This window comes from Chitinophaga sp. OAE865 (assembly GCF_040546735.1).
Taxonomy (GTDB): domain Bacteria; phylum Bacteroidota; class Bacteroidia; order Chitinophagales; family Chitinophagaceae; genus Chitinophaga; species Chitinophaga polysaccharea_A.
Map to the genome: position 1 here is coordinate 3,325,702 of NZ_JBEPOF010000001.1, position 22,671 is coordinate 3,348,372.

Annotated in this window: 17 protein-coding genes; 5 read left to right on the forward strand and 12 right to left on the reverse strand. The window is 46.7% G+C overall.

The features are described 5' to 3' along the window. Positions 1 to 80: 80 nt before the first annotated feature. The 3 genes from ABIE50_RS13575 to ABIE50_RS13585 form a co-directional block, all read right to left on the reverse strand. Positions 81 to 1,133 carry a 2Fe-2S iron-sulfur cluster-binding protein gene (locus ABIE50_RS13575; RefSeq protein WP_209860697.1) on the reverse strand — a complete coding sequence of 351 codons (1,053 nt, stop codon included), beginning with the start codon at positions 1,131 to 1,133 and terminating at the stop codon, positions 81 to 83. Positions 1,134 to 1,159: 26 nt separating this feature from the next. Further along, a complete protein-coding gene (locus tag ABIE50_RS13580; protein ID WP_209860694.1) occupies positions 1,160 to 3,427 on the reverse strand; it encodes a heavy metal translocating P-type ATPase in 2,268 nt (755 codons plus the stop codon). A gap of 77 nt (positions 3,428 to 3,504) precedes the next feature. Continuing rightward, positions 3,505 to 4,092 (reverse strand): helix-turn-helix domain-containing protein, encoded by a 588-nt coding sequence (locus ABIE50_RS13585; RefSeq protein ID WP_209860687.1) that lies wholly within the window; start codon positions 4,090 to 4,092, stop codon positions 3,505 to 3,507. Positions 4,093 to 4,244: 152 nt separating this feature from the next. Here ABIE50_RS13585 and ABIE50_RS13590 point away from each other — a divergent pair, with 152 nt between their 5' ends. Beyond that, complete coding sequence (locus ABIE50_RS13590) at positions 4,245 to 4,796, forward strand: RNA polymerase sigma factor (RefSeq protein WP_209860685.1); 552 nt, start codon at positions 4,245 to 4,247, stop codon at positions 4,794 to 4,796. A 147-nt stretch (positions 4,797 to 4,943) separates the two neighbouring features. After that, positions 4,944 to 5,150 carry a hypothetical protein gene (locus ABIE50_RS13595; protein WP_209860683.1) on the forward strand — a complete coding sequence of 69 codons (207 nt, stop codon included), beginning with the start codon at positions 4,944 to 4,946 and terminating at the stop codon, positions 5,148 to 5,150. An 86-nt stretch (positions 5,151 to 5,236) separates the two neighbouring features. Here ABIE50_RS13595 and ABIE50_RS13600 read toward each other — a convergent pair whose 3' ends face one another. From ABIE50_RS13600 to ABIE50_RS13620, 5 genes are all read right to left on the reverse strand, one after another. After that, the gene (locus tag ABIE50_RS13600; RefSeq protein WP_209860681.1) at positions 5,237 to 6,394 is read right to left on the reverse strand and encodes a beta-1,2-mannosidase; all 1,158 of its coding nucleotides are present in this window, start codon (positions 6,392 to 6,394) and stop codon (positions 5,237 to 5,239) included. A gap of 59 nt (positions 6,395 to 6,453) precedes the next feature. Further along, positions 6,454 to 8,103, reverse strand: coding sequence for a RagB/SusD family nutrient uptake outer membrane protein (locus ABIE50_RS13605; RefSeq protein WP_209860679.1), 1,650 nt, complete (start codon positions 8,101 to 8,103; stop codon positions 6,454 to 6,456). Between the two features lie 11 nt (positions 8,104 to 8,114). Then, positions 8,115 to 11,450, reverse strand: coding sequence for a TonB-dependent receptor (locus ABIE50_RS13610; protein WP_209860677.1), 3,336 nt, complete (start codon positions 11,448 to 11,450; stop codon positions 8,115 to 8,117). Positions 11,451 to 11,551: 101 nt separating this feature from the next. Continuing rightward, positions 11,552 to 12,697, reverse strand: a complete 1,146-nt coding sequence (locus tag ABIE50_RS13615; RefSeq protein WP_209860675.1) for a FecR domain-containing protein — start codon at positions 12,695 to 12,697, stop codon at positions 11,552 to 11,554. 42 nt (positions 12,698 to 12,739) lie between these two features. Then, the gene (locus ABIE50_RS13620; protein ID WP_209860673.1) at positions 12,740 to 13,315 is read right to left on the reverse strand and encodes an RNA polymerase sigma factor; all 576 of its coding nucleotides are present in this window, start codon (positions 13,313 to 13,315) and stop codon (positions 12,740 to 12,742) included. 117 nt (positions 13,316 to 13,432) lie between these two features. Here ABIE50_RS13620 and ABIE50_RS13625 point away from each other — a divergent pair, with 117 nt between their 5' ends. The 3 genes from ABIE50_RS13625 to ABIE50_RS13635 all read left to right on the forward strand — a co-directional run bounded on the left by ABIE50_RS13625 (position 13,433) and on the right by ABIE50_RS13635 (position 15,718). Beyond that, positions 13,433 to 13,822, forward strand: coding sequence for a chorismate mutase (locus tag ABIE50_RS13625; RefSeq protein ID WP_209860671.1), 390 nt, complete (start codon positions 13,433 to 13,435; stop codon positions 13,820 to 13,822). A gap of 62 nt (positions 13,823 to 13,884) precedes the next feature. Continuing rightward, the gene (locus tag ABIE50_RS13630; protein WP_209860668.1) at positions 13,885 to 14,745 is read left to right on the forward strand and encodes a helix-turn-helix domain-containing protein; all 861 of its coding nucleotides are present in this window, start codon (positions 13,885 to 13,887) and stop codon (positions 14,743 to 14,745) included. Between the two features lie 88 nt (positions 14,746 to 14,833). Next, positions 14,834 to 15,718 (forward strand): MBL fold metallo-hydrolase, encoded by an 885-nt coding sequence (locus tag ABIE50_RS13635; protein WP_209860666.1) that lies wholly within the window; start codon positions 14,834 to 14,836, stop codon positions 15,716 to 15,718. A 91-nt stretch (positions 15,719 to 15,809) separates the two neighbouring features. On the opposite strand, the gene ABIE50_RS13640 is transcribed toward ABIE50_RS13635, so the two are convergent. The 4 genes from ABIE50_RS13640 to ABIE50_RS13655 form a co-directional block, all read right to left on the reverse strand. Then, positions 15,810 to 17,735, reverse strand: a complete 1,926-nt coding sequence (locus ABIE50_RS13640; RefSeq protein WP_209860664.1) for a glycoside hydrolase family 97 protein — start codon at positions 17,733 to 17,735, stop codon at positions 15,810 to 15,812. Positions 17,736 to 17,742: 7 nt separating this feature from the next. Further along, positions 17,743 to 20,169: a glycoside hydrolase family 2 TIM barrel-domain containing protein gene (locus tag ABIE50_RS13645; protein WP_209860662.1), complete on the reverse strand. Its 2,427-nt coding sequence runs from the start codon at positions 20,167 to 20,169 to the stop codon at positions 17,743 to 17,745. Between the two features lie 634 nt (positions 20,170 to 20,803). Beyond that, positions 20,804 to 21,526, reverse strand: a complete 723-nt coding sequence (locus ABIE50_RS13650) for a LytR/AlgR family response regulator transcription factor (RefSeq protein ID WP_209860659.1) — start codon at positions 21,524 to 21,526, stop codon at positions 20,804 to 20,806. Between the two features lie 3 nt (positions 21,527 to 21,529). Beyond that, positions 21,530 to 22,558: a sensor histidine kinase gene (locus tag ABIE50_RS13655; protein WP_209860657.1), complete on the reverse strand. Its 1,029-nt coding sequence runs from the start codon at positions 22,556 to 22,558 to the stop codon at positions 21,530 to 21,532. Positions 22,559 to 22,671: the final 113 nt, after the last annotated feature.

Consider the following 22,671-nt stretch of genomic DNA (forward strand, 5'->3'; position numbering starts at 1 on the left):
TCTTAGTTGATGATGTAAAGTTATTGCAGGTACCCGTGTTGTATCTTATACAATTGCCAGTAACTTTTATATAATTATTCTCAGTCAATTTCCACTGTTACATCGTCTGTTACAGGATAGCTCTGGCAAAGCAGGATAAGCCCCGCTTCCAGGTCCGGTTTCCTGAGTGCGTAATTGCCGGTCATGTTCACCTTCCCGGATGTTAGCCTGGCAGCACATCTTCCGCAGGTGCCGGATTTGCAGGAGTAGGGGAGCGGGATTTTTTCTTCCAGGGCAGCAGCCAGGATAGACTTCCCGGGGTGTACTTCCAGCAGGTTGGATTGTTCAAAGAAATGCAGCAGTACCTCCTGCATATTACCTGGCAGGGGATCATGATCGGCCTCCTGCCCCGGTGCAAACCACTCCATGTAAATATTATCGTCCTGCACCTGTTGAGCTTCCAGCATATCTTTATGCATTTTCATCAATTCAGCAGGGCCGCAAAGGAAATAATGAGCGGCATTAATTGCATCTCCCACAATTGATTTTATGAGCTTCCTGGCAACAAGCTTGTTTATCCTTCCTTTAATAACAGCAGGGTGTGTAACATCATTATCACCGGGCTGCGAAATAGCATGGTAAACATTCACTCTTCCCTGGTGCCGGGTGGCCCATTCTTCGATTGCCTCCCGGAATATGATCTCTTCTTTTGTGCGACTGGAATAAATAAGCGTAACCGCAGTATGTTGAGAGGCATTGATCACTGAACGGGCTATGGAAAATAATGGTGTAATACCACTACCGCCTGCCAGCAATACAACATGATCTTTATGATAGGTCCCCGGCGCTGGCGTAAAAGAGCCCCAAGGGCCCGTTACCTGCCAGTGCTGAATCAGGCTGGCATTATCAACAATATAGCTGCTCATTAGGCCTCCCTTTATTTTTTTGACGGTAACAGACGGCCTGGCATCTTCACCGGGCAATGAGCTCAGGGAATAGGACCGGGTAACAGGAGCACCGTTGATCTCCAATGTAATATTGATGAACTGTCCTGGTTTATACTCAAAAGGATAACCGTTTGTATTAAATACTATAGTTACTGCACTACCGGTTTCAGGGATAATTGCTGCAGTACTCCATATCTGTGAACTCATTCTTCGTACATTTTTTATTTTCTGTATTACAATTTTGCAGCCTTCAGCCGCAGGCTGTTGCTCACCACGCTCACAGAGCTGAGAGCCATGGCAGCACCGGCTATCATAGGATCCAGCAGGAACCCGTTTACCGGGAATAGAACACCGGCAGCAATGGGAATACCGATAACATTATATATAAAGGCCCAGAAAAGATTCTGTTTAATTGTGCTCACAGTTTTCGTGGAAAGCCGGAGCGCTTTTGGAATGCTGTTAAGATCGGAAGTGATCAGCGTCATTTTTGCAACGTCCATGGCAATGTCTGAGCCCTTTCCCATGGCAATGCTTACATCGGCCTGGGCCAGCGCCTGGGAGTCATTAATACCATCTCCCACCATTGCCACTACCTTACCTGCCTGCTGCAGTTCTTTTACAAAGGCTGCTTTATGAGAAGGCAATACTTCCGCCTTATAGGTTTGTATGCCTACCTCTCTCGCTACGGCTGCAGCAGTATGCAGGTTATCGCCGGTAAGCATATACACTGCAATGCCATCTTGCTGCAGGGTATGGATAGCCTGCCTGGAAGTTTCTTTTATTTTATCAGCAATAGCAATAATCGCCAGCAGCTTTTTAGTATCGGCGAAATAAATAACCGTTTTGGCCTCTTCCTGCAAACCGGCAGCCTGTGCAGCCATCCCGCTGTCTGCAACAATATTGTTTTCTTCAAGCAGGCGTTTATTGCCCACAAAATAGGACTGCCCGTTATAAATGCCTGTTACGCCTTGCCCGGTAATACTTTCAAAACCTTTTAATGCAACCGGTCCGGCGCCTGATAGATACCCCGTTACGGCTTCCGCCAGCGGATGTTCGGACTGGTGCTCAAGCGCGTAGAGGATAGATTGCTGAACCTGGCGATCAGTATCCCCGCTATTCCAGATAATGTTGGTGACTACAGGTTTGCCTTCAGTAATGGTACCTGTTTTATCCAAAATGATGGCGTCCACTTTATGTGCAAGTTCCAGACTTTCGGCATCCCTGATAAGAATATTGTTTTCAGCTCCTTTACCTACACCTACCATAATGGCTGTTGGCGTAGCCAGGCCAAGCGCGCAGGGACAGGCTATAACAAGCACAGTAACGGAAGTCAGCAATGCATGCGTAAATGCGTTATCCCCACCAGATATCATCCAGCAGATAAAGGTCAGGATAGCAATACCAATTACTACAGGAACGAATATTCCCGCGATCCTGTCCACCAGTTTCTGTACCGGGGCTTTACTGCCCTGCGCTTCCTGTACCATTTTGATGATCTGCGCCAGGAGCGTATCAGTACCTACTTTTTCTGCCGTAAAACGGAAGCTGCCTTTCTGGTTGATGGTACCTGCAAATACGCTATCTCCCTCTTTCTTGGCTACAGGCACAGGTTCGCCTGTGATCATGCTTTCATCTACATAAGATTCACCGGCAGCCAGCTTACCGTCTACAGGGATCTTTTCACCTGGTTTTACCAGCAGCAGATCACCTGCTTTAACGCCTGCAATGGGTACTTCGCTGGTATTCCCGTTGGGGCCAACTAACATTACTGTTTTAGGCTGAAGCCCGATGAGTTTTTTTATGGCAGAAGAAGTATTGGATTTGGCCCTTTCCTCCAGCAGTTTACCCAGTGAAATAAAGGCAATCACAACTGCGGCGGCCTCAAAGTAAACATGCGGGTGCAAACCGCGCTGGTGCCAGAACTGTGGGTATACTGTATTAAATGCGCTGAAAAGCCAGGCTATACCGGTACTGAGCGCTACAAGCGTGTCCATATTGGCTTTTCCATGCCTGGCCTGTTTCCAGGCATTCACAAAAAAGCTGCGGCCCAGGATGAACACCACCGGGGTGGCCAATGCCATCATGATCCAGTTAGCATAAGGCATATTCATAAAGAACATGCCAATGATAACAACCGGCAGCGACAACACAGACGACCAGACCGTTCTCCTTTTGATCTCCTGGTAATGCCTGTGCTGTGCTTCCTCTTTAGCCTCTTCCTGGTTTTCTTTTTCGATCAGCAAATCATAGCCTATGGAGCGGATAGCATTTTGCAGGGCTTCAGGAGTAACGCTTTCATGGTTATATTGTACCCAGGCGGTTTGATTGGCAAAATTAACACCGGCATCTTCTACACCGGGCACCGATTTCAACATCGATTCCACGCTAACGGCACAAGCTGCGCAGGTCATTTCCAGTACAGGAAAGGTTTCTTTTATACTTTCTGTTTTCTTCTTTTTAACAGCAGTTGTTTCCTGCTGCGCTGATATAGCTGCTGACATATTTCCTGATTTTTTACAAAGCTACACCAGGTCTGAGGCAGGGATGTTATACTATTACCTGTGAATTGTATATAATTTTAAGACCGGAGGCCCTGGTCATGGGAAAGGGACAGCTTGGTTTTCCGGATCTCCCTGAAATAGGATGGGTTCAGGCCAGTGGTAGATTTGAACTGCCGCGACAGGTGCGCTGCGCTGCTGAACCCCAGCTTAAATGCAATATCCGCCAGGGTAGCATCGGTATACACTAGCAGTTCCTTTGTTTTCTCAATACGGTACTCCATGATGTATTTTTCCAGGGTCACATCTTCAGCGGCTGAAAAAATACTGCTGGCGGTGTTATAATCTCTATTCAGCTTTTTTACTACGAGGTCGGAGAAACGGAAATTATCAGGGAAATCATAATTGCCTGAATAAACCTGTTCAATCAATGATTTTATATCGAGAACAAGCCGGGTCTTTTTGTCTTCCAGCAGCGTGAACCCAAGCCCCGCCAGTTTTTTACTGAGCGTGGCAATATCCGGGGCCGATAAGGCAGACACGGTGGTAACCTCCCCCAGATGGATGCTCGTCACCGGGATGTTAAGCTCCCGGAACACCTCTCTGATGGCCAGAATGCACCTGTCGCAAACCATTCCTTTTATTAAGATCTTATAATTATTCAGCATAAAGCACAGTTATTTGAACTTATACAAAAGTCTGGTAACCCATGGGAGATGCCGTTATACAATTATGGAGAAAATTTACATAATTATCAGCAATGGTGATGGGTGATAAAACGCTTTTCCCGGTATATAATATTGACTAAGTTTACAATTGTATGCAAACAATATCAGACAATACCCTGCTTAATATGCTCAGAAGTGAGAACAGCGCTTCTTTTGAGGTATTGTATCAATACTGTTTTCCTGCTATTGCCACATATATTGTCAGTAACCATGGGCAAAATGAGGATGCAGAAGATATTTTCCAGGAGGCAATGATTGTATTGCTTCAAAAGGTAAGGCAACCGGATTTCCTATTGACCTCCTCCCTGAAAACCTATCTTTTTTCCATTTCCAGGAACCTCTGGCTGAAATATCTGCGGGATAATAAGTTGCTGCCGGTAGAAGATGTGTCCATGTATCCATGCGCAACAGCCGCTTTTACAATAGAGCTGCAGCGCGAAAAAAGTAAAGATGAGAAAGTACAGTCCTGGATATCCCGCATCACGGGGCATTGCCAGCGTATTTTAAAAGCTATCTTCTTTTACCGGGAACCCATGGAGACGGTAATGAAAAAAATGGGGTGGAAAAACAGGCATACGGCTGCCAACCAGCAATATAAATGCATTCAGCAGGTTAAGAAAATAAAGGCAAGGGAAGAAGGGTGATAAATTTTATGGACCGGTATTAACTGGAAACCACTTTTAAAACCGTTTCATTATGTCTGCAAGAACAAAAATCATTCTTTGTATTGTCTCTGTTGTATTAACGGGCATTTGCCTTTATCATTTCCTTGGTTGATAAAAACAGTTAAAATGAAAACAGCTCTCAATATCCGGGGATATAAGGGAAATGGCAAGGGCTGCCCTGTTATTCCTGCTCATCTGCCCTGGTATAAGAAAGTAGTCTTAACATTTTTCCGTTTCGGCGTATGCCCCCTGTGTATTACTATGAGTGTAGCATATAGTATTGGCAGGATTTTCAGGAGAATGAAAAAAGATGTTGGCGAGGTGGCCGGATGACCACCTTCGCCAACCATGTTTAGAACGGCGCTCCCCTTTAAGGGGAGCGCCTGTTTATAATCATCCTTGTTGTTATCATTAGTGATTTACCGCGCAGTGTCCTCTACAGGATCGGGGTTTGCCGGGTGCTTTGGATCATAAATGGCTACTCCCACCCTGGAATCGGCACAGCCATAATAGAGGTGCCATTTCTTTTTAAACCATACCAGGCCTTCAATAAAAACGGTTCCGCTTGAATACTGGCCCCGTTTCTCGAAAGCTTCCCGGGGCCTGAAAAATGGCAGGTCAAGCCGCGCAATTAATTTGGTGGGGTCGGTTTTGTCAAACAGCATCTGCCCGGCGCTGTATATTCCATCCGGGAAACGTTTATCGCCTTTGGCGGCAATGTTCCTGCCATTGTATAACAAAACGATGCCCTTTTCTGTAAGCAGGGCAGGAGGGCCGCATTCGGTCATATCGCTGTCGAAATAACCTTTGCGCGGAGATGCCAGGATCAGCAGCTCTCCCTTATCGTCCACTAAAGGGCGCCAGTCGGTAAGATTAGTTGAGGTGGCAGCATACACATGCCGCTCGCCCCAATACATAAAATACTGGCCGTTTATCCTGGCAATCACCTGCCTGTTATCCTTCACCTGCGTGAGAATGGATGCCGATTTGGTTGCCATGTCAAAGAATTTCCCGTTATGAGCGTCCTGGAAAACAGGCCCGTGCTTTGTCCAATGCACCAGGTCTTTTGAAGTGGCTGCCGCCAAACGGGGCACCTTGCGGTTCCATTGGGTATACAACATTACGTATGTACCGTCTTCAGTTACTGCTATTCGCGGATCTTCACAACCTCCGGGCCATTCAAATGTTCTTTGCTCATCCTCTGCCGGGAAAAGAACGGGCTCCTTCTTCCGTTTGAAATGTAGTCCGTCCTTACTTTCGGCATAGCCGAGGCGGGATGTACGGCTGCCGATCTTTACCCCCGAGTTATCTTCAGCACGGTAAAGGACCACTATTTTGCCTTCTTTAACCGCAGCCCCGGGATTAAAAGTATCGTTGATCTCCCATTTAATTACTGACTTACTCATTGGATCTGTGAACCGGGTAGTAGAGTCGGGTGAGATGATGGGATTTTTCCCGGGCGGTCTTACAAAACCTCCCAGGGCCCAATCCGGCAGGGGGGAGGCAGACTGTGCAAATGTTATTTGAGTGATGAAAAACGACAACCAAAGTATGCTGCTGAAATATCTTTTAATCATAACTGAATCTTTATACTTTTTAATTAAATGCGGCAGTGGCCAGTGCCGGGATTTTCTGATCAGTAACCGGTATTTTGCGGATACTTGTCGCCGGTAATGGTCCTGTCTATCTGGCTTTGAGGAATTGGCCTCAGCATATGCTTGTCTTTAATATTCGCCCCTGCATCGGGGTTATGTAATTTTACACGCTCTATCAGTTTCTTTGTTCTCACCAAATCCAGCCAGCGGGTTTGTTCACCGGCTAGCTCGCGTGCGCGTTCGTCAAGGATAAAGTCCAGTGTTACATCAGCCGGTGTAATAGCCATGGCTGCAGCGTTCCCGGTAGGATATGCCGCGCGCCCGCGTACAACATTAATATATTGTGCGGCACTGGCATTATCACCAATATTGAAAGCCGCTTCTGCAGCCAGCAGGTAGGTTTCGGCCAGGCGGTAGGCAATCACTGGTCTTACTGATGGATCATTTATACTTGCCCTTTTAGTATCCTGGTATTTGAGCATGGTGGGAAATAACTGCAGGGTATACTTTCTTGGCGGCACCAGCAGGTAGCGTGTCGAATTAATCTCAGCATCGCTCACATCCACTCCCGGCATATAAATAGCCGTATCGCCAAGTGCATATTTGGGAACGCCATTTACCTTGGGGATCTTATCAGCAGAATTAGACAGCCATACTGATTGAAATGTTTTGTAATAGCGGGTATCGTTGGTTTTATCGGCAAAGCAGGTGTCGCTCATCCAGCGGGTGGGCTCCACGCGTGCAAACGGCCGTCCATAGGCCATGGAGCGAACCAGGCCCGGGAAATTCTCATACCCCATTACATAGTGAAAGTTTAATTCGTTGCTGTTGTTGTTATAAGTCAGGTTGGAAGTATGCTGCACACTCCATAATACCTCCTTGCTTGCCTCGTTGCCTTCCGCGTATACGGATGCAAAATCCGGCAACAGGGCAAGACCCAGGCCTGCGCTATTATCGATCAGGCCTTTCGCGGTGGAATAGGCATTTTGAAAATCGTCAGGTTGTTTAGCATCGGAGTATGCCCTGGTGAGATATACTTTTGCCAGCAGGTGCGATGCTGCCGCCGCGGTAGCCTTACCTGGCAATACGCCGTTTTGCACCGGGCTTGGCGGTAACCCGGCAATGGCATCTTTTAAATCCTGGATAATAAAATTGTAAACATCCGCGAGAGGCGCCCTGGTAGCGCTTGTACTTGGCTCTGTAATGAAATGCGTGTTAAGTGTAACAGGGCCCCAGAAACGGACGAGTACGAAATAGTAATTCGCACGCAGAAATTTTGCTTCAGCAACTTTTTGTTTAACAGTGGCAGGATCAAGGCCCGTCACTACACTTCCGTTGTCGATGATACCATTGCAATTGTTGATGAAGGTATAGCAGGCATTCCAGATGCCGTTTACCCAGCCGCTGCTGGCGTCGAAGCTGCTTGAATAAATATTGAAATCATTGTTACCGCCCCCGCCGGATTTGAACTCATCGGTACCGGGCACGGTCATGGTCATAAAGTTTTCGGTTCCCCATATATTCCGGTTACCGGCATATGCTGCATCCAGGCCCGACTGGAAGCCCTGTGCGGTATTGAAGTATTGCGGGATCAGCCCTGAATGGGGTTCTTCAATTAATTGTTTGTTACAGCTCAAACTTAAAAAAATGATGGCTGCCAGTGGAATAGATTTATATATGATAGATCTCATCGTGATAGAAATTAAAATGTAACATTTAAACCAAACAGTATAGATTTATTCGGCGGTGTATCCACGCCCAGGGTGCCAGCCGATTCAGGATCTACACCCGGAAATCGATTGTGTAACGGGGAAAATAAAATGATGGCATCATTTAAACTGCTATAAACCCGGAGTGCCTTTATGCCGGCTTTACGGATAATATGAGACGGCAGCGTATAGCCAAGATTGATAGTCCTTATTTTAAGGTAAGTGGCATCATAATAGCCAAGGAGATCGCCATAGGTGGGCGTGCCTACGTTAAAATTAGGTTTAGGATAAGTGTTTTCGTTATTATAAGGGGTCCAGTAATTAACATTCAGATTATTCATTTTCCCGTTTAACGCGTTTACATTGCTGCCTGGTTGGAGCCAGTAAGCGATCTGTGTACCTCCCACACGATAGGTAGTTACTACGGTCAGGTCAACGCCGCGGTAACTAAAGCGGTTGGTGAGGCCACCGAAGAACTTTGGCTGGCGTGAGCCAACAATTGTGCGGTCGTTTGAATTGATTACGCCATCGCCATTCAGGTCGGCTACTTTTATGGTACCGATCACGGAGCCGGATCCGACCATTGTGAGGTTCAGCTTCCTGGCCAGGGCAGAATCGGCCGCTGTATTTTGCCAGATGCCCAGTCGTACATAGTTATAAAGCGCATTAATAGGAGCTCCTACAAAGCGGTTATTACCAATGTCCTGTGTTACCCCATTTTGCAGCGCGGTAATTTTATTGCGGTTAAAGGTGATGTTAAAGTTGGTGGTCCAGCCAAAATCTTTCCGGTCTGCCGCCCTGATATTGATAGACGCAATGTTGATCTCCAGGCCTTTATTTTCGGTTTTACCTACGTTGGCAAGGAACTGTGAGGTGTAGCCCGTTGTAATAGGCAGGTTTTGCGGAAGGATAAGATTACTGGTACGCTGCCGGTAAGCATCCACAGATCCGCTGATACGGTCATTAAACAGGCTGAAGTCCACGGCCAGGTTCAATGTAGCGGTATACTCCCAGCCCAGTTTGGGATTGGGTACATTATTGGGATAAGTACCGGTAACATTTGTGGAGCCGTAATTATAATTGATCGATGTTAGCCCGCCAAGCGTCTGGTAGGGATTTACAGCAGCATTTCCTACTGTTCCGTAACCGGCGCGCAGTTTCAGGTTGGATATCGCGGGAATGTTTTTCATGAAGTCTTCCTGTGTAATGTTCCAGCCAACCGCTGCAGAAGGGAATACATGATATTTATTCCCCGGCGCCAGCGTAGAGGAACCATCGGATCTCATGGTGAGGGTTAACAGGTATTTGCTCTTATAGTCGTAGTTCACACGTCCCATGAATGAAACGATGCTAAACTTCGAATAACTGCCTTCGCCCTTGAGATTGGCGCCTAATGCGGGGTTGAAATACTGGATATAATCTGCCAGGATATTGTTATAGCTGAAGCTGGTAGAAGCTTTATAATCCTCCTGGTAGCTAAACAGGCCGGTAGCTGTTAAGTGATGATTTTTGGCAAACGTATTTTCATACACAAGCAGGTTTTCCAGCGTATAATCATAGTAATCGTAATTGGTATTTTTTGCAGTGGAAGGGCCGCTCAGGTTCTGATAAGTGGCGCTGCCATAAAACTCGCCATAGGTTTCCGGCGTAATTTCCACGCCCCCGTTAAAACGGTATTTAAGGTGCGGTGTAATCTGTGCTTCTGCATACGCAGTGGTGAAGGTATTATACCGGGAACGTTTTTGGACCACTGCGCCAGGCTTCAGGTTAGCCAGGGGATTATACACCAGGGAGCCGCCTCCGGGGAATGGAATAAGATTGCCTTTTTCGTCGTAGGGAACGGTAAGCGGGCTGGAGGTAAGCGCCTGGCCCACGGGGTTGATACTCTCCCCGTTAATTTTGCTCACGGTATTCAGTGAGCTTAAGCCGATCTTAAATATCTTACCCAGTTGCTGGTCAATACTTACTTTGAAGGTATAACGCCTGAATGACTGGCCGGGAAACAGGCCGGTTTCGTCATAAAAACCAGCGGAAGCCGCATATTTTGTTGATGGTGTACCACCGGATATGCCAAGCTGATGATTGGTTTTAAAACCGTTCTTAAAAATCAGCTTTTGCCAGTCGGTAGCAGTTCCGTTTTTCATACCGGCCAGTTCAGCGGGCAGGAAGGTGATACCATCTGTATAGAATTTTGGATCATCTATTCCGTTATAGGGATTGGGCGTGCCTATGGTGTTTGGGTTGTTTGCATTGTAGTTACCCCATTTCTTGTAGGTTTCATAGGTTTGAGGATCCATCACATCGTAGTAACCGAGCGGGCTTACTACGCCGGCATAACCGCTGTAGGTAACTACCGGTGCGCCCGTTTTGCCCCGTTTGGTAGTGATCAGTATCACGCCGTTTGCACCTCTTGAGCCATAAATGGCGGTGGCGGATGCGTCTTTTAATATTTGTACGGCTACTACATCATCCTGGTTGAGGTCATTGATATAGGTGCCGTTGAACGGTATACCATCTACCACATAAAGCACGTCGTTGGCGGCGCCCAGGGAACGCTGCCCCCTGATAGAGATAGATGGGGTGGCGCCGGGATGACTGTTGCCACCGGCTTTTTGTATATCAAGGCCCGGCGCCTGGCTTTGCAGCGCACTTACCAGGTTACTTGCAGGCACGCTTTTTATCGCTTCTTCATCTATAGATGCGATGGAGCCGGTAACATCCGCTTTCTTTTGTGAGCCATAACCCACTACAATTACCTCGTTCAAAGCCGATGGCTTTTCCGCTAAGGTTACATTGATCACCGTTTGATCATTCACCGCTATTTCCTGGCTGATAAATCCAACAGAGCGGAATACCAGGATAGCAGATTTATCCGGCACCGAAATGCTGTACCTGCCATTACCATCCGCAATGGCGCCGGTAGCGGCGCCTTTAACGGTTACGGATACACCGGGAACAGGTGAGCCTTTGCTGTCGTTTACCTGCCCGGTTATTCTGATGTCTGCCACCGGGGCGGCATGTGTTTCCGGCGCCGGGGTTTTACGGCTGATCACCACATTGTTCTGGGTGATCACATATACTACCGGCTGGTCTTTGAAACATTGATCAAGCACCGCTTTCAGCGATGCGTTGGTGACTGTTATTGAAACTTTTTTTGTTTCCTCCAGTGCACTGGGATTGTATAAGAAATTAAACCCGGTCTGCAACCTTATCTGGGTAAATATTTCTTCGAGGGATGCATTTTTAACTTTCAGATTAATCGATTGAGCGAATGTTGCCGCCCTGACCTGCAAAACTGTTGCAAGCAATAGAATCATTGTAAGTTTCATAACTGAGGAATGTTTAAAGAGCGCATAGAATATCCCCTGCACGTATATACATTGGGGATATCGTACAAATAAATGTTTGGTTTTATAAACTAGCTGGCGGGTTAGTTAGGCATAATTGTCACCTTCCTCCCCTCAATTTTAAATTTTAAGCTTTTGGTTAATTCAATTGTTTTTAACAGATCTTCCAGTTTTTCGTAACGGGAAACGGTTCCGCCAAGGCGTTGCTTCATTACATCGCCCTGGTAGCTAACGTCTACATCATACCAGCGTGCTATGGTTCGCATAACGCTTTCGATGCCCTCATTCCTGAAAAGGAAATAGCCGTTTTTCCAGGCAATGGCATCGTTGGAATTTACTTCATTGATGTGGAGCTCCCTGTTAGCTGCTAAAGTTGCCTGCTGTCCTGGTTTAAGCAATACCTGGTCGTTATTGACAGATAATTTAATGGAGCCTTCCAGCAGCGTAGTTTGTGTGATTGGTTCATCGGCATAGGCATTCACATTAAAACTGGTTCCCAGTACCTGTACTTCTGCATCCCTGATCTTCACTTTGAATGGCTGGGCAGCATTGGCTGCTACTTCAAAATAAGCCTCCCCGTTAACCTCCACAAGTCTTTCCTGACCAGTAAAAGCGGTAGGGTAGCGCAATGTGGAAGCCGCGTTCAGCCATACCTGTGTGCCATCGGGGAGTGTAACCCGGAACTGGCCGCCCCTTGGGGTTGCCAGTGTATTATACTGAACAGCGGCAGAGGGGCTTTGGGCATCATACTTTAGCTGGCCGCCCTGTTGATGGATAGCCGTTGCGCCTTGCCGGATCACCTGGTTGCCGGTGCTGTCCAGTGTTACGATAGACCCATCCGATAAGGTCAGGATGGCCTTGTTGGAGCCTGGTATTGCGTTGGCAATGGTTTGCTGCGCCGCCGGATGTTTGGCCGGCCGTTGCAGCCAGAAGTAGGTTCCCGCCACAAGCGCGAGTATGGCGGCAGCTGCAGCCCACCGGTATTTCCGCAGCCGGATGGTACGAACGGGGACCGCTTCCTGGTCGAGCCGCTGCATAATCAATTGCCTGATCCCTTCATCGGGAGTTCCTTCATAAGCCCGGACCACCAGTTCCCCGTAGATGGTTTCATCCAGCAGCTGTGCGCACGCGGGATCTTCCAGCGCAGTCGCCAGCCGCCGGCGTTCCTCCGCGGAGATCCTGTCATCCAGGTATTTTTCCAACAGATCCTTGAATTCGTCGATATGCATATACTATAAAGACGCACCAACGTAAAAAGAGGGTTGCTCCCTTTAAAAAAAAATTTGGAGCAGGAGCCGCAGGGCATGCCGTATAAAGGTCCGTACCTGTGCCAGGGCCTTTATCATATGGCCTTTCACCGTTTCGCGGGAAATTCCCAGTCTTGCTGCAATCTCCTCATACTTTAATCCTTCCTGCCGGCTCAGTTCAAAAACGGCCCGGCGTTGCGGCGGCATCTGGTTCACTGCTGCCTGCACCAGTTCCCGGAGCTGCTTGGTCGCCAGCCGTTCATCGGCCGGTAAGTCGGTTGCCGGCTGCAGCTGTTCCACATCATCGGGGATCGGTATCATCAGCTTCTTTCGGAATTCACTCAGGATCCTGTTCTTTGCCATTGTATATAGGTAGTGCTGCGGCCGTTCTATATCCGGTAGGGAGCTGCGGTTTTTCCAGATGGTAAGAAATACTTCCTGGACTACATCCTGGGCTTTGTGAGAGTCTTTCAGGTAGGCCATCGCCTGTCCATACAGGTTATTCCAATATTGATCCGCCAACCGGGTAAAGGCATCATGATCGCCGTTGGCAATCTGTTGGAAAATATCTTTCTCTGTATGTAGGGAACTCTCTGGCAATATAAGTGCAAGCTTTGACTGCTAAAAATAGATAAAAATTTCTACCCCTTAAAAATTCGCGTTTTGGGGAGAGATATCATGCAGTGAAATGCTGCCTGCCTGAAAAATGGCATTAAAATGGAGGCGTCTCCGGCTATGAAAAGAAAAATGCTCCTTATTATTACTTTGGCTGTCACGGCCACTGTTGGCAAAGCAAACGGACAACAGCCTGTGGCAAGTGCCACCGATACTACCCTGGAAAACAAGCGGAAGATAATTGACTCGCTCGATAGAAAGCTCTTCGAGGTACTGGGCGCAAGAGAAAGGGTTGTCCGTGAAATAGGCGTTTACAAAGCGCAGCATCATATCGCTCCATTACAGGCAGCCCGCTTTCAGAAGGTGCTGGAAAGAGGGATTGAGGCAGGTAAGAAAGAAGGATTGTCGGCAGAATTTGTCACTGAAATGCTCAACGCTATTCATAAGGAAAGCCTGAGAATAGAAGAGGCGATCTCAGATGACAAACCTTAGCGGGGGTTACAAAATTATATCTTATTTTGCCCGGTAACTAACTGCTGATCCCAGCCTGTTTTATGTTGAAATTTCATTTTCATAAGTATAAATATGGGAAAGAGCTGCTGGTCGACTGTTTCAAAATTTCGGAAATAGCCGGTCGGAGTATTTCACTGAAGGAGCTGCATGCTACCACCTTCTATGAAATCTTTCTCTTTCTTGAAGGCGAGGGCGCTATCATTTTTGAAGGCAGCCGGCTGGATTTTAAAAGCCCCGTTGTACTGCTGCTGCCGCCGGCCCGCCCGCGGCAATGGGATCTTCATACCCGGCCCGATTGCAGCATGGTCATATTTGAGGGAGAGTTTATGGAAACCTTCCTGAAAGACCACCTGTTCCTCCACCGCTTGCATTATTTCGGCAACTATGATTGCCCACCTATACTGCCATTGCAAAAGAACGATGTAAACATTTTTCAGCAACTGACGGATAATATAAGGGAAGAAATAAAAAGCCAGTCGTTCGACAGCCAGCAGCTGTTAAGGGCATATCTATACCAGCTGCTTATACAGCTTAACCGCCACTATACCGGTTTCTATCAGCTAAAAGGGAATCTCTACCAGAACACGGATATGCTGAAATTCAGGGATTTCCTCAAAAAATATATAAGGGAAAAGCAAACGGTCAAAGAGTACGCGGACTTACTAAAAATGAACCGCAACCGGTTAAACCAGCTATGCCATGATACATTTGGCAAAGACGCCCATATAATTATACGTGGTGAACTTCTGCAGTCCTGTAAGAACGAACTGCTGGGAAGCAATAAAACCATAGCTGAGATCAGTTATGAGCATAACTTTTCCGCCCCTTCCAATTTTGTACGCTTCTTTAAATCCCTGGCAAAAATTTCTCCTGCCGCTTACCGGGCTGAGTATGCAGATTGATAATAAGTAATGCATATTGATAATGTTACAAGGACCGCTTCAGGGTAGCTTTGCACCGTATTAAAGTTTTCCAACAAAAAAAAGTTAAATGAGAAAGATCATTATGCTAATGGTGCTTGGCTTCACAGTATTCAGCCAGGCGATGTCACAGGAATTGCCCAAAGCAGCGGTTGTGCTTACTGCGCAAACACCCCGGTTAAAAATATATACCCTGGTAGCCCCACCGGAAATGTTTGCAAACACCAGTCATGTTATAGAGCTGCCGCATGAGCTAATCATTGTTGATGGCCAATTCTTTGCACCTTATGGTCAGCAGTTAAAAAACCTGACCGACAGCCTGAAGAAACCCGTTACAAGGTTCTATATCTCACATGACCACCCGGATCATTATCTTGGATTCGGAGATGCTTTCCCCGATGCACCGGTCTACGCTCTCAAAGAAACAAAGGAAAGTATTGAGAAAGAAGGGCTCCAAACCCTGAAGCAGCGACAGGCGCAATTTGGGGCTATTATTGCCAGATCAGTGAACATCCCTGCTCACGTGCAAAAAACGGGAAAAGAGACAATAGACGGGGTGACATTTATTTTTGAGAAATCGCTGAACAATGAAGATGCCGTATCTATGGTGATAAAGATCCCTTCCGCCAGGGCCTTCATCGCCCAGGATATCGTTTATAATAAAATACATTTGTTTATATCAGGGAATACAGATGGCTGGCGTAGGGCGCTAAAAAAAGCAGGGGAGGAAAAGGAGTATACAATCATACTTCCGGGGCATGGAAACCCTGCTGATCGCTCCGTTATTAAAGAAAACCTGGAATACCTGGATGTTGTGAATAAAACACTGGCGGCATCCAGATCCAAAGCGGAGTATAAGGCCAAACTGCTGGCGGCTTACCCTGCGTATGGAGGCACGCGTTTGATAGATATTTACCTGGATTATTACCTGAAAAAGGATTGGGCGGAGAAGTAATGGGAAAGGTACTCATAACAAGCCCTGTTCCCTGAGATGATCAGCTTTTATCGCCTGATCATCTCAGGGAACAGGGCTTGCCGGTTATCTATTATCCTGCTACTATAACAAATCCTCCGTTTGCATTGATGGAAACGGGAAGTATGCCTTTCTTCGGGATATCTGTTTTCGTTTCTTTTAAGAGGTTTGTATCATCATCTGAGATCAGTGTTACATTTTTATTTTTCAGGAAAGATAAATTAAGCGAAAGATTTTTTGCTACAGGCTCGCCATTCATTCCTGCAATAAACCATTTCGTGCCTTTCCGTCTTGCAATCACCACCAGCTTGCCTGGATAGCCATCTATAAAGCGGGTTTCATCCCATGTATCGGGTAAGGTGCGCAGGTAGTTCTTAGCAAACTCCGGTACATGCTCCATGCCTTCCGGCGACTCTGCCATATGCTGAATGCCCGACAGGAAAACAACAGTAGTCGCTAATTCAAACGCAGTGGTGGTTTTACGGATACTTGCAGATCCTATCTTGTAAAGATTCATGGGCGTGAAGTCCATCGGGTCGAACACATTCCGGGTGAAAGGCAGCATGGTGGCATGGTTTGCTTCCAGGTTGGCATCATCCTGGCTGAAGGTGATGTACTCGAAACCCCTCACTGCCTCGGCAGTCACCAGGTTGGGATAGGTGCGCGCCAGTCCTCTTGGCAACGTGGCCCCGTGAAAGTTGACCATCAGGTTATAACGGGCCGCATCCTGTAATATATCGTGGTAATACTTTATCATTGATTGCCCGTCGCCGCCAAAGAAATCAACCTTAATTCCCCTGATGCCCATTGCCTGTATTCTGGAGAATTCCTTTTCCCTGGCTTCTTTGGTAAGCAGTATATTCCGGGGAGTATATTTTACCGTATTCCAGTCGCCGGCGGAATTGTACCAAAGGATCAATCCAATATTTTTTTGCCGGGCATAATCCGCCAGCTCTTTTATCTTCTCATAGCCTATCTTCTGATCCCAGCTTGCATCTACCAGGCAATACGGCCAATGCATATAGGAGGCAAAGTCAATGTATTTCTTCTGCTCATCGTAAACAATAAAATCATCTTTACTATTGATCCAGCTCCAGCTTGATTTTCCGGGCTTTATAAACGAAGTATTGGCAATAACGGAAGGGGAGGCCACATCAGTGCCCAGCGTTGATTCCACGATGGTTTTTAACGAACCGATAGTGATAACGCGCCAGGGAGAAAAGCCATTCATCTGCTGCTGAGGCAACAAGCCATCCTTATACATCACTTCCCTGGGATCAGGGAACTTTACCTGGTACAGGGGGCTGCCTGCTTCACAATTGAGACGGGTGGCACACCAATCAGCCCCTACTGCGGCTTCTGTGATCAGCAACCAGGTATTGTTCACCTTGAACAAGGCCGGGTAAATGAAGCCGGCGCCGAATTTTGAGGGCGTACCCGCGGGAACATCCTGGTCGTAATGCTCTTCGTAAGACGGATTTGCTTTTTCCCAGCCGGATTGGGTAACAGCAATGGGTTGTATAAATGCTTTGGCGGAAGAAGGAAGTTGAAAGGAAGTATTTTCCGAACGGACAATCTTTGTTTCCCGGCCATCCAAAAACTGGTACCTGAAGGCAACTCCATCATTTGATACCTGGAAAACCACGGAAAACTTTTTGCCGTCTTTATTCTGAAATGTAAAGCTGCTCTTTCTTGCATCATACTGAATGGATAGCTTTTTACCGCTCAGCATATTGTAATGATCGTGCACACTGGTGGCAGCAGATACATTGATCAATTGTAAACCATTGGAGAAATTGATCCCGTCCAGCTCAATTCCAAGGGACGATGGCTCCAGTACAGTTAACTTATTGTAGGTAACAGCGTATTTGGGAACACCGTTATTATCTGCAAATACGGTAACACTAATCTTTCCATCAGGACTGGATATACGATTTACAGCGAATGACTGCAGGCAAAGTAATATGGACAATGCCATCAGTATTGTAATTCTTCTCATCAGTTTATTATTTAGTAACATTAGTAGCTATTGAACGTAAAGTAGTAGTTGCCACGGGAAGTGAGCCGCTTCTGGCAGTAATGGTGATGCTGCCTTCCCTGCTGGTCGATTGAATGATGGCCAGACATTTTCCCTGCCAGGCTTCCATCTGCATGCCTTTTAACGGCGTATGGCTTTGCTGGTTACCGTTGCCCACAGCTGCCAGTTTACCTGCCCCGGTTACTTCAAAAGTAATCTTATTGCCGGCAAAAGGCACAGGTATACCATTGGCATCAAGCAGCTGCACGGCAACATAACTGAGGTCCTGTCGGTTGGCTGTAAGCACTTTCTTATCGGCCGACAATGCTATTTTAGCGGGTTCACCAGCGGTTTGAACTGCAAAGGACACTGTTTTTCCATCCCGGGTTTTCCCGATGGCTTCCAGCTTACCTGGTTCATACGGTACTTCCCAGAAAAGGAAGGCTTCATTTTTAAGATCCCATTTACGGGTTCCCAGCGATCTGCCGTTTAATCTCAGCTCCACTTCCGGTACATTGGTATACACATGCACTGCCAGGGTATCGCCTTTTTTATGATGGTTCCAGTGGGTTTCCACTTTTGGCCAGTTCCAGAAAGAGCACAGCTCCCTGTTCCTGGCGGAGGTATCGGTTTGTACGGCGATATGCAACATAGGGGTATCATTCCAGAGCGCTTTCCTGAACCAGTACCCCGTTTTCGGAAAATTGCACATATCAATCACGCCACAGGAGGCGCCACGGGATGGCCATACAGGCCATGTTTTCCAGAACTCGCAACCGCTACCTACTTCACCTATGCCGGCTTCGCCCAGGTAATCAAACCCTGTCCAGAGGAATTCCCCTGCCACATAATCTTTCTGTTGCCCTTCCAGCCATTGTTCATAAGAGCGCAGTTGCCAGCACTTGCCAGGGTGATAGGGATAGATCACCGTTTCGGAGCCAAAGATCACCCGGTTGGGATATTTTTCATGATCCGCTTTATACCAGGCTTCCTGGTAGTTGTAACCAACCATATCAAGTAATTCTCCCATCCCAAAGGAATTGACCTTGAGGATTTCGTTACAGGCTGCGGTAAAAGGACGGGTATTATCGTATTTACGCGAAGCGCTCACCAGCATGCGGGTTATTTTTAAGGCGTTCTCTTTGTTGTACTGTTCTCTTACTTCATTCCCAATACTCCAGGCAATTACACAGGCATGGTTCCGGTCGCGCCTGATCCAGTTTTCAACATCTTTTTCCCACCAGTTTGCAAACTGAGGAGCATATCCTCCCGGTGTTTTTCCATCCATCCATTCATCAAATATTTCGTCGATCACCACAAAACCAAGGCGGTCTGCATAATCAAGTAACTCCGGCGATGGAGGATTGTGGCTCATCCGCAGCGCATTACAACCCATACCTTTTAAAATTTCCAGCCTGCGTTTATACGCGTCATCCAATACGGCAGCGCCCAGGGGGCCTCCATCGTGATGCATGTTGATCCCTTTCAGCTTTACATGTTTCCCGTTTAACGAAAATCCTTTATCAGGATCGAAGCGGAATGTTCTTACACCAAAAGCCGCCGCATAATTATCGGTTATCTTTCCGCCTGATCTTACTTCTACTTTTAACTGGTATAACGCAGGATGTTCTACAGACCATAGCACGGGCCTGCTGATCCTGATATGTTGTTCGATTTTCTGTGGCTCACCGGGTGTGGCTTTCACATTCGACTCCGCCCTTCCCGCTTCCTTCCCGGCAGCGTCTATGAGTTTTGTTATTACCGTGCAGGACTGATCAGCATTATTTTCATTGCGAAGATCTATGGAGATGTCTACGCTGGCCTCATCATTGTCTGCTTTCACCGTGCGGGCGAAAACTCCCCATTGATCAATATACAGTTTGCTTTTTGTAACCAGCCATACATGCCGGTAAATACCCGAGCCGGTATACCACCTGGAATTAGGCTGTTCGCTGGTATTCACTTTTACGGCGATAATATTTTCCTGTCCTGCAGGATTCAGGTACTGTGTGAGGTCATAATAAAAAGAAGAGTAGCCATATGGACGAATACCCAGGTAATGTCCGTTGATCCATACTTCGCTGTTACGGTAAACACCATCGAACAACATCCAAACCTTCCTGTCTGAAAAATTTGCCGCTGTTTTAAAGTGTTTCCTGTACCAGGCGATGCCGCTGTAGGTATAGCCTCCGCCTGCACCTGAAGTGTAGGTGGAATCAAAAGGATGCTCAATGCTATAATCGTGGGGAACATCCAGCAAACGCCATCCGGAATCATCAAAGCCAGCCTGCTCAGCGCCGGGGTGATCATTTAAAGCAAACCTCCAGTCAAGATCGAAAGGGATCTTCTGCTCTGCTTTGCATGTTATTATTGTAAAAAACACCACCAGCAACGGGAGGCATAAAGTTCTGATCATTTTCTATAATTTATCAAATTGATTGCTAAAGGACACAGATCTATAGTTTGTATTTATTATTACCCTTTGCCGGTAACAGATCATTCACTGCGGTAACAGATTATCCGGCCGGGCCTGCCTGGGCAAAGTCATTTAACAGGAATAAATGTCCGGGTTCTTATTACTGATCACTCTTAAATTTTAATAGTGTCAAAATGACAGTTAAAGGAAGAAGCAGCTGGAAGTATAGATAACTGTATTAATGCATTCATAACGAAGAATTATTAATGTGGAACAATGTATCAAATTTATACAGCTTCCGGAAGAATAAGGGGGTGCGGATGTTTTGAATTAGGGTATAAAATGTTGCAATTGCAGGAGGAGGTTGTTGTAAAAACCGGGATCAATTGTTTATGTATCTCCGGAGGGCAGGTTAGGTAATGCGCCTGCCTTGTCGCTATTCCGGTGCGGTTATATACTCCCCGTTGTTCTTTTTTATATCTGTGCTGATGCTGCACCTGAAAAAGACAGCCATATGAAAGCCAGCTCCCGGGCGGACATAAAGGCAGTACTGAGTTACAAAGCAGGTGGTTAATTCGCACCAATATAGGCAGCCACTACATAAAGCACCTATTGGGTATAGTTCACAGTGTTCCTAACTTCTGTTCAGAAAATGCTCCATGAGCTCCCGCTTATAGGTGTTACCTACAGGCAGTATCAACCCATTTTCCAAGTGTACCCTGGCGCCTTCCAGCTTTTGTATCCCCGACAGCGCAACGATATAGGACCGGTGTATACGCCTGAAGTACCGTTTATCCAGCTGTTGTTCTATCTCGATAGTAGTTGATGCGCTCAGGTACATTTTTTCGTTTGTAAATACCTTGACATAATTACCATAGCTCTGTATATGCGAGATGGAACTGGTGATGATCCTGGTTATCCCGGCATCAACTTTCAGCATCAGGAAGTTGTTTGCCTGCTGTCCTGTTGCCGGAGCCGCATTGCTGGCAACAGGCGGTTTATAACGGGTAAATACTTTATCTACGGCAGCCATAAATCTGGCAAATTCAAAAGGCTTCACAAGATAGTCCACCACCTGGTATTTATATCCTTCCAGCGCATACTGCGTATAAGCGGTGGTCAGTACAATTAAAGGCGGATGCGACATTGCCTCGAGCATTTCCATCCCGGAGAGACCCGGCATGTTGATGTCGAGGAATAGCAGGTCTACCGGGTTCTTAAACATAAAATCCATGGCGTCTGCAGCGTTATAAAAATTTCCTGCCAGCACGAGGCTGCCGGTTCCTTTTATATAATGACCAAGCACCAGGTGCGCTCCTTCTTCATCATCAACGATTATGCAACGTAGTGATCCCATAAATTACCGGCGATTTAATAGTATTTCTAAAACAGCCCTGAATTCGTTTTCATCCCGGGAAATACCGAGCTGGTAATCTCCGGCATACAACAATTCCAGGCGTTCACGGATAGTGGCCAGCCCAATACCTGTAGAGCTCCTGCCTGGCAGGCTATCTCCTGAAGAATTTACAATATCAACCAGCAATGTCCTTTGTTCCAGCCGGATGTTTATATGTACGTACCATTTCCGGGCAGTGGTAATACTATGTTTGAAAGCATTTTCAATTAACGTGACAAGGATCAGGGGAGCAATGGAAAGCTGTTCCGGTTCCCCGTCTCCGCACTGTACAGTATAGGATATTTCACAGCGCTTCCCGATCCGTTCCTTTTCTATCGCTATATAGTTTTCTATAAAGTCTATTTCTTCCTTCAGGGAAACGAGCGGCTTGCGCCCTTCTTCAAGCTGATACCTGATCAGGTTAGATAATTTCAAGATTAAATCGGGGGCGCGTTCAGGCTCTGCTAAGCTCACGCCATACAGATTATTGAACATGTTGAAAAGAAAATGCGGGTTCAACCGGGCATGCAGCAACCTTATATTCATTTCAGCGAGGAGCAGTTTATCTTCCGTCCGCTTCCGGATCTGTGAAGCGTGCTGCCTTACCAGGAACAGGAACATGATAGTGATTATACTGGCGATGCTGATAACAAAATGATAAAGTAATATAGAAATGACGCTTTCCTGCTGGAAAATGTCCGGCTCTATCCAAAAACTATCTATGGGAAAAAGAACCAGCGTTCCTATGATCAAGGCGCAGAGCGTTGCTATGGCATATTTCCCGTATTGCCTGCTCCAGAATAACGGCAATATAAAGTGCCAGTGGAATTTTGCCTGTGCATACAGCACCACAAAGAAAACCAACCCTTTTACAACTGCAATGAATGAATCCAGCTGGAACCATTGGTTCACCATGGTCAGAATGAACATGGCTGCAAAAATTCCGATTTCCTGCAGGTAATGTTTGCTGAACCAATTGATCGTATGTGCCATCTTCTGTTAGATTTTCCGGGAAACCCAAAGGTCAGTTTTTGATATAGAAAGGAAAAATTCAAATGACGAACGTCGTTCGTCATTTGAATAGCAGTGTTGCTCATTCACTTTTT

Coding starts and splice junctions, on each gene's coding strand:
- ABIE50_RS13590 (WP_209860685.1), top strand. CDS start 4,245: ATGCAAACAATATCAGACAATACCCTGCTTAATATGCTCAGAAGTGAG.
- ABIE50_RS13600 (WP_209860681.1), bottom strand. CDS start 6,394: ATGATTAAAAGATATTTCAGCAGCATACTTTGGTTGTCGTTTTTCATC.
- ABIE50_RS13615 (WP_209860675.1), bottom strand. CDS start 12,697: ATGCATATCGACGAATTCAAGGATCTGTTGGAAAAATACCTGGATGAC.
- ABIE50_RS13655 (WP_209860657.1), bottom strand. CDS start 22,558: ATGGCACATACGATCAATTGGTTCAGCAAACATTACCTGCAGGAAATC.
- ABIE50_RS13645 (WP_209860662.1), bottom strand. CDS start 20,169: ATGATCAGAACTTTATGCCTCCCGTTGCTGGTGGTGTTTTTTACAATA.
- ABIE50_RS13630 (WP_209860668.1), top strand. CDS start 13,885: ATGTTGAAATTTCATTTTCATAAGTATAAATATGGGAAAGAGCTGCTG.
- ABIE50_RS13595 (WP_209860683.1), top strand. CDS start 4,944: ATGAAAACAGCTCTCAATATCCGGGGATATAAGGGAAATGGCAAGGGC.
- ABIE50_RS13640 (WP_209860664.1), bottom strand. CDS start 17,735: ATGAGAAGAATTACAATACTGATGGCATTGTCCATATTACTTTGCCTG.
- ABIE50_RS13605 (WP_209860679.1), bottom strand. CDS start 8,103: ATGAGATCTATCATATATAAATCTATTCCACTGGCAGCCATCATTTTT.
- ABIE50_RS13625 (WP_209860671.1), top strand. CDS start 13,433: ATGGAGGCGTCTCCGGCTATGAAAAGAAAAATGCTCCTTATTATTACT.
- ABIE50_RS13585 (WP_209860687.1), bottom strand. CDS start 4,092: ATGCTGAATAATTATAAGATCTTAATAAAAGGAATGGTTTGCGACAGG.
- ABIE50_RS13635 (WP_209860666.1), top strand. CDS start 14,834: ATGAGAAAGATCATTATGCTAATGGTGCTTGGCTTCACAGTATTCAGC.
- ABIE50_RS13650 (WP_209860659.1), bottom strand. CDS start 21,526: ATGGGATCACTACGTTGCATAATCGTTGATGATGAAGAAGGAGCGCAC.
- ABIE50_RS13610 (WP_209860677.1), bottom strand. CDS start 11,450: ATGAAACTTACAATGATTCTATTGCTTGCAACAGTTTTGCAGGTCAGG.
- ABIE50_RS13575 (WP_209860697.1), bottom strand. CDS start 1,133: ATGAGTTCACAGATATGGAGTACTGCAGCAATTATCCCTGAAACCGGT.
- ABIE50_RS13580 (WP_209860694.1), bottom strand. CDS start 3,427: ATGTCAGCAGCTATATCAGCGCAGCAGGAAACAACTGCTGTTAAAAAG.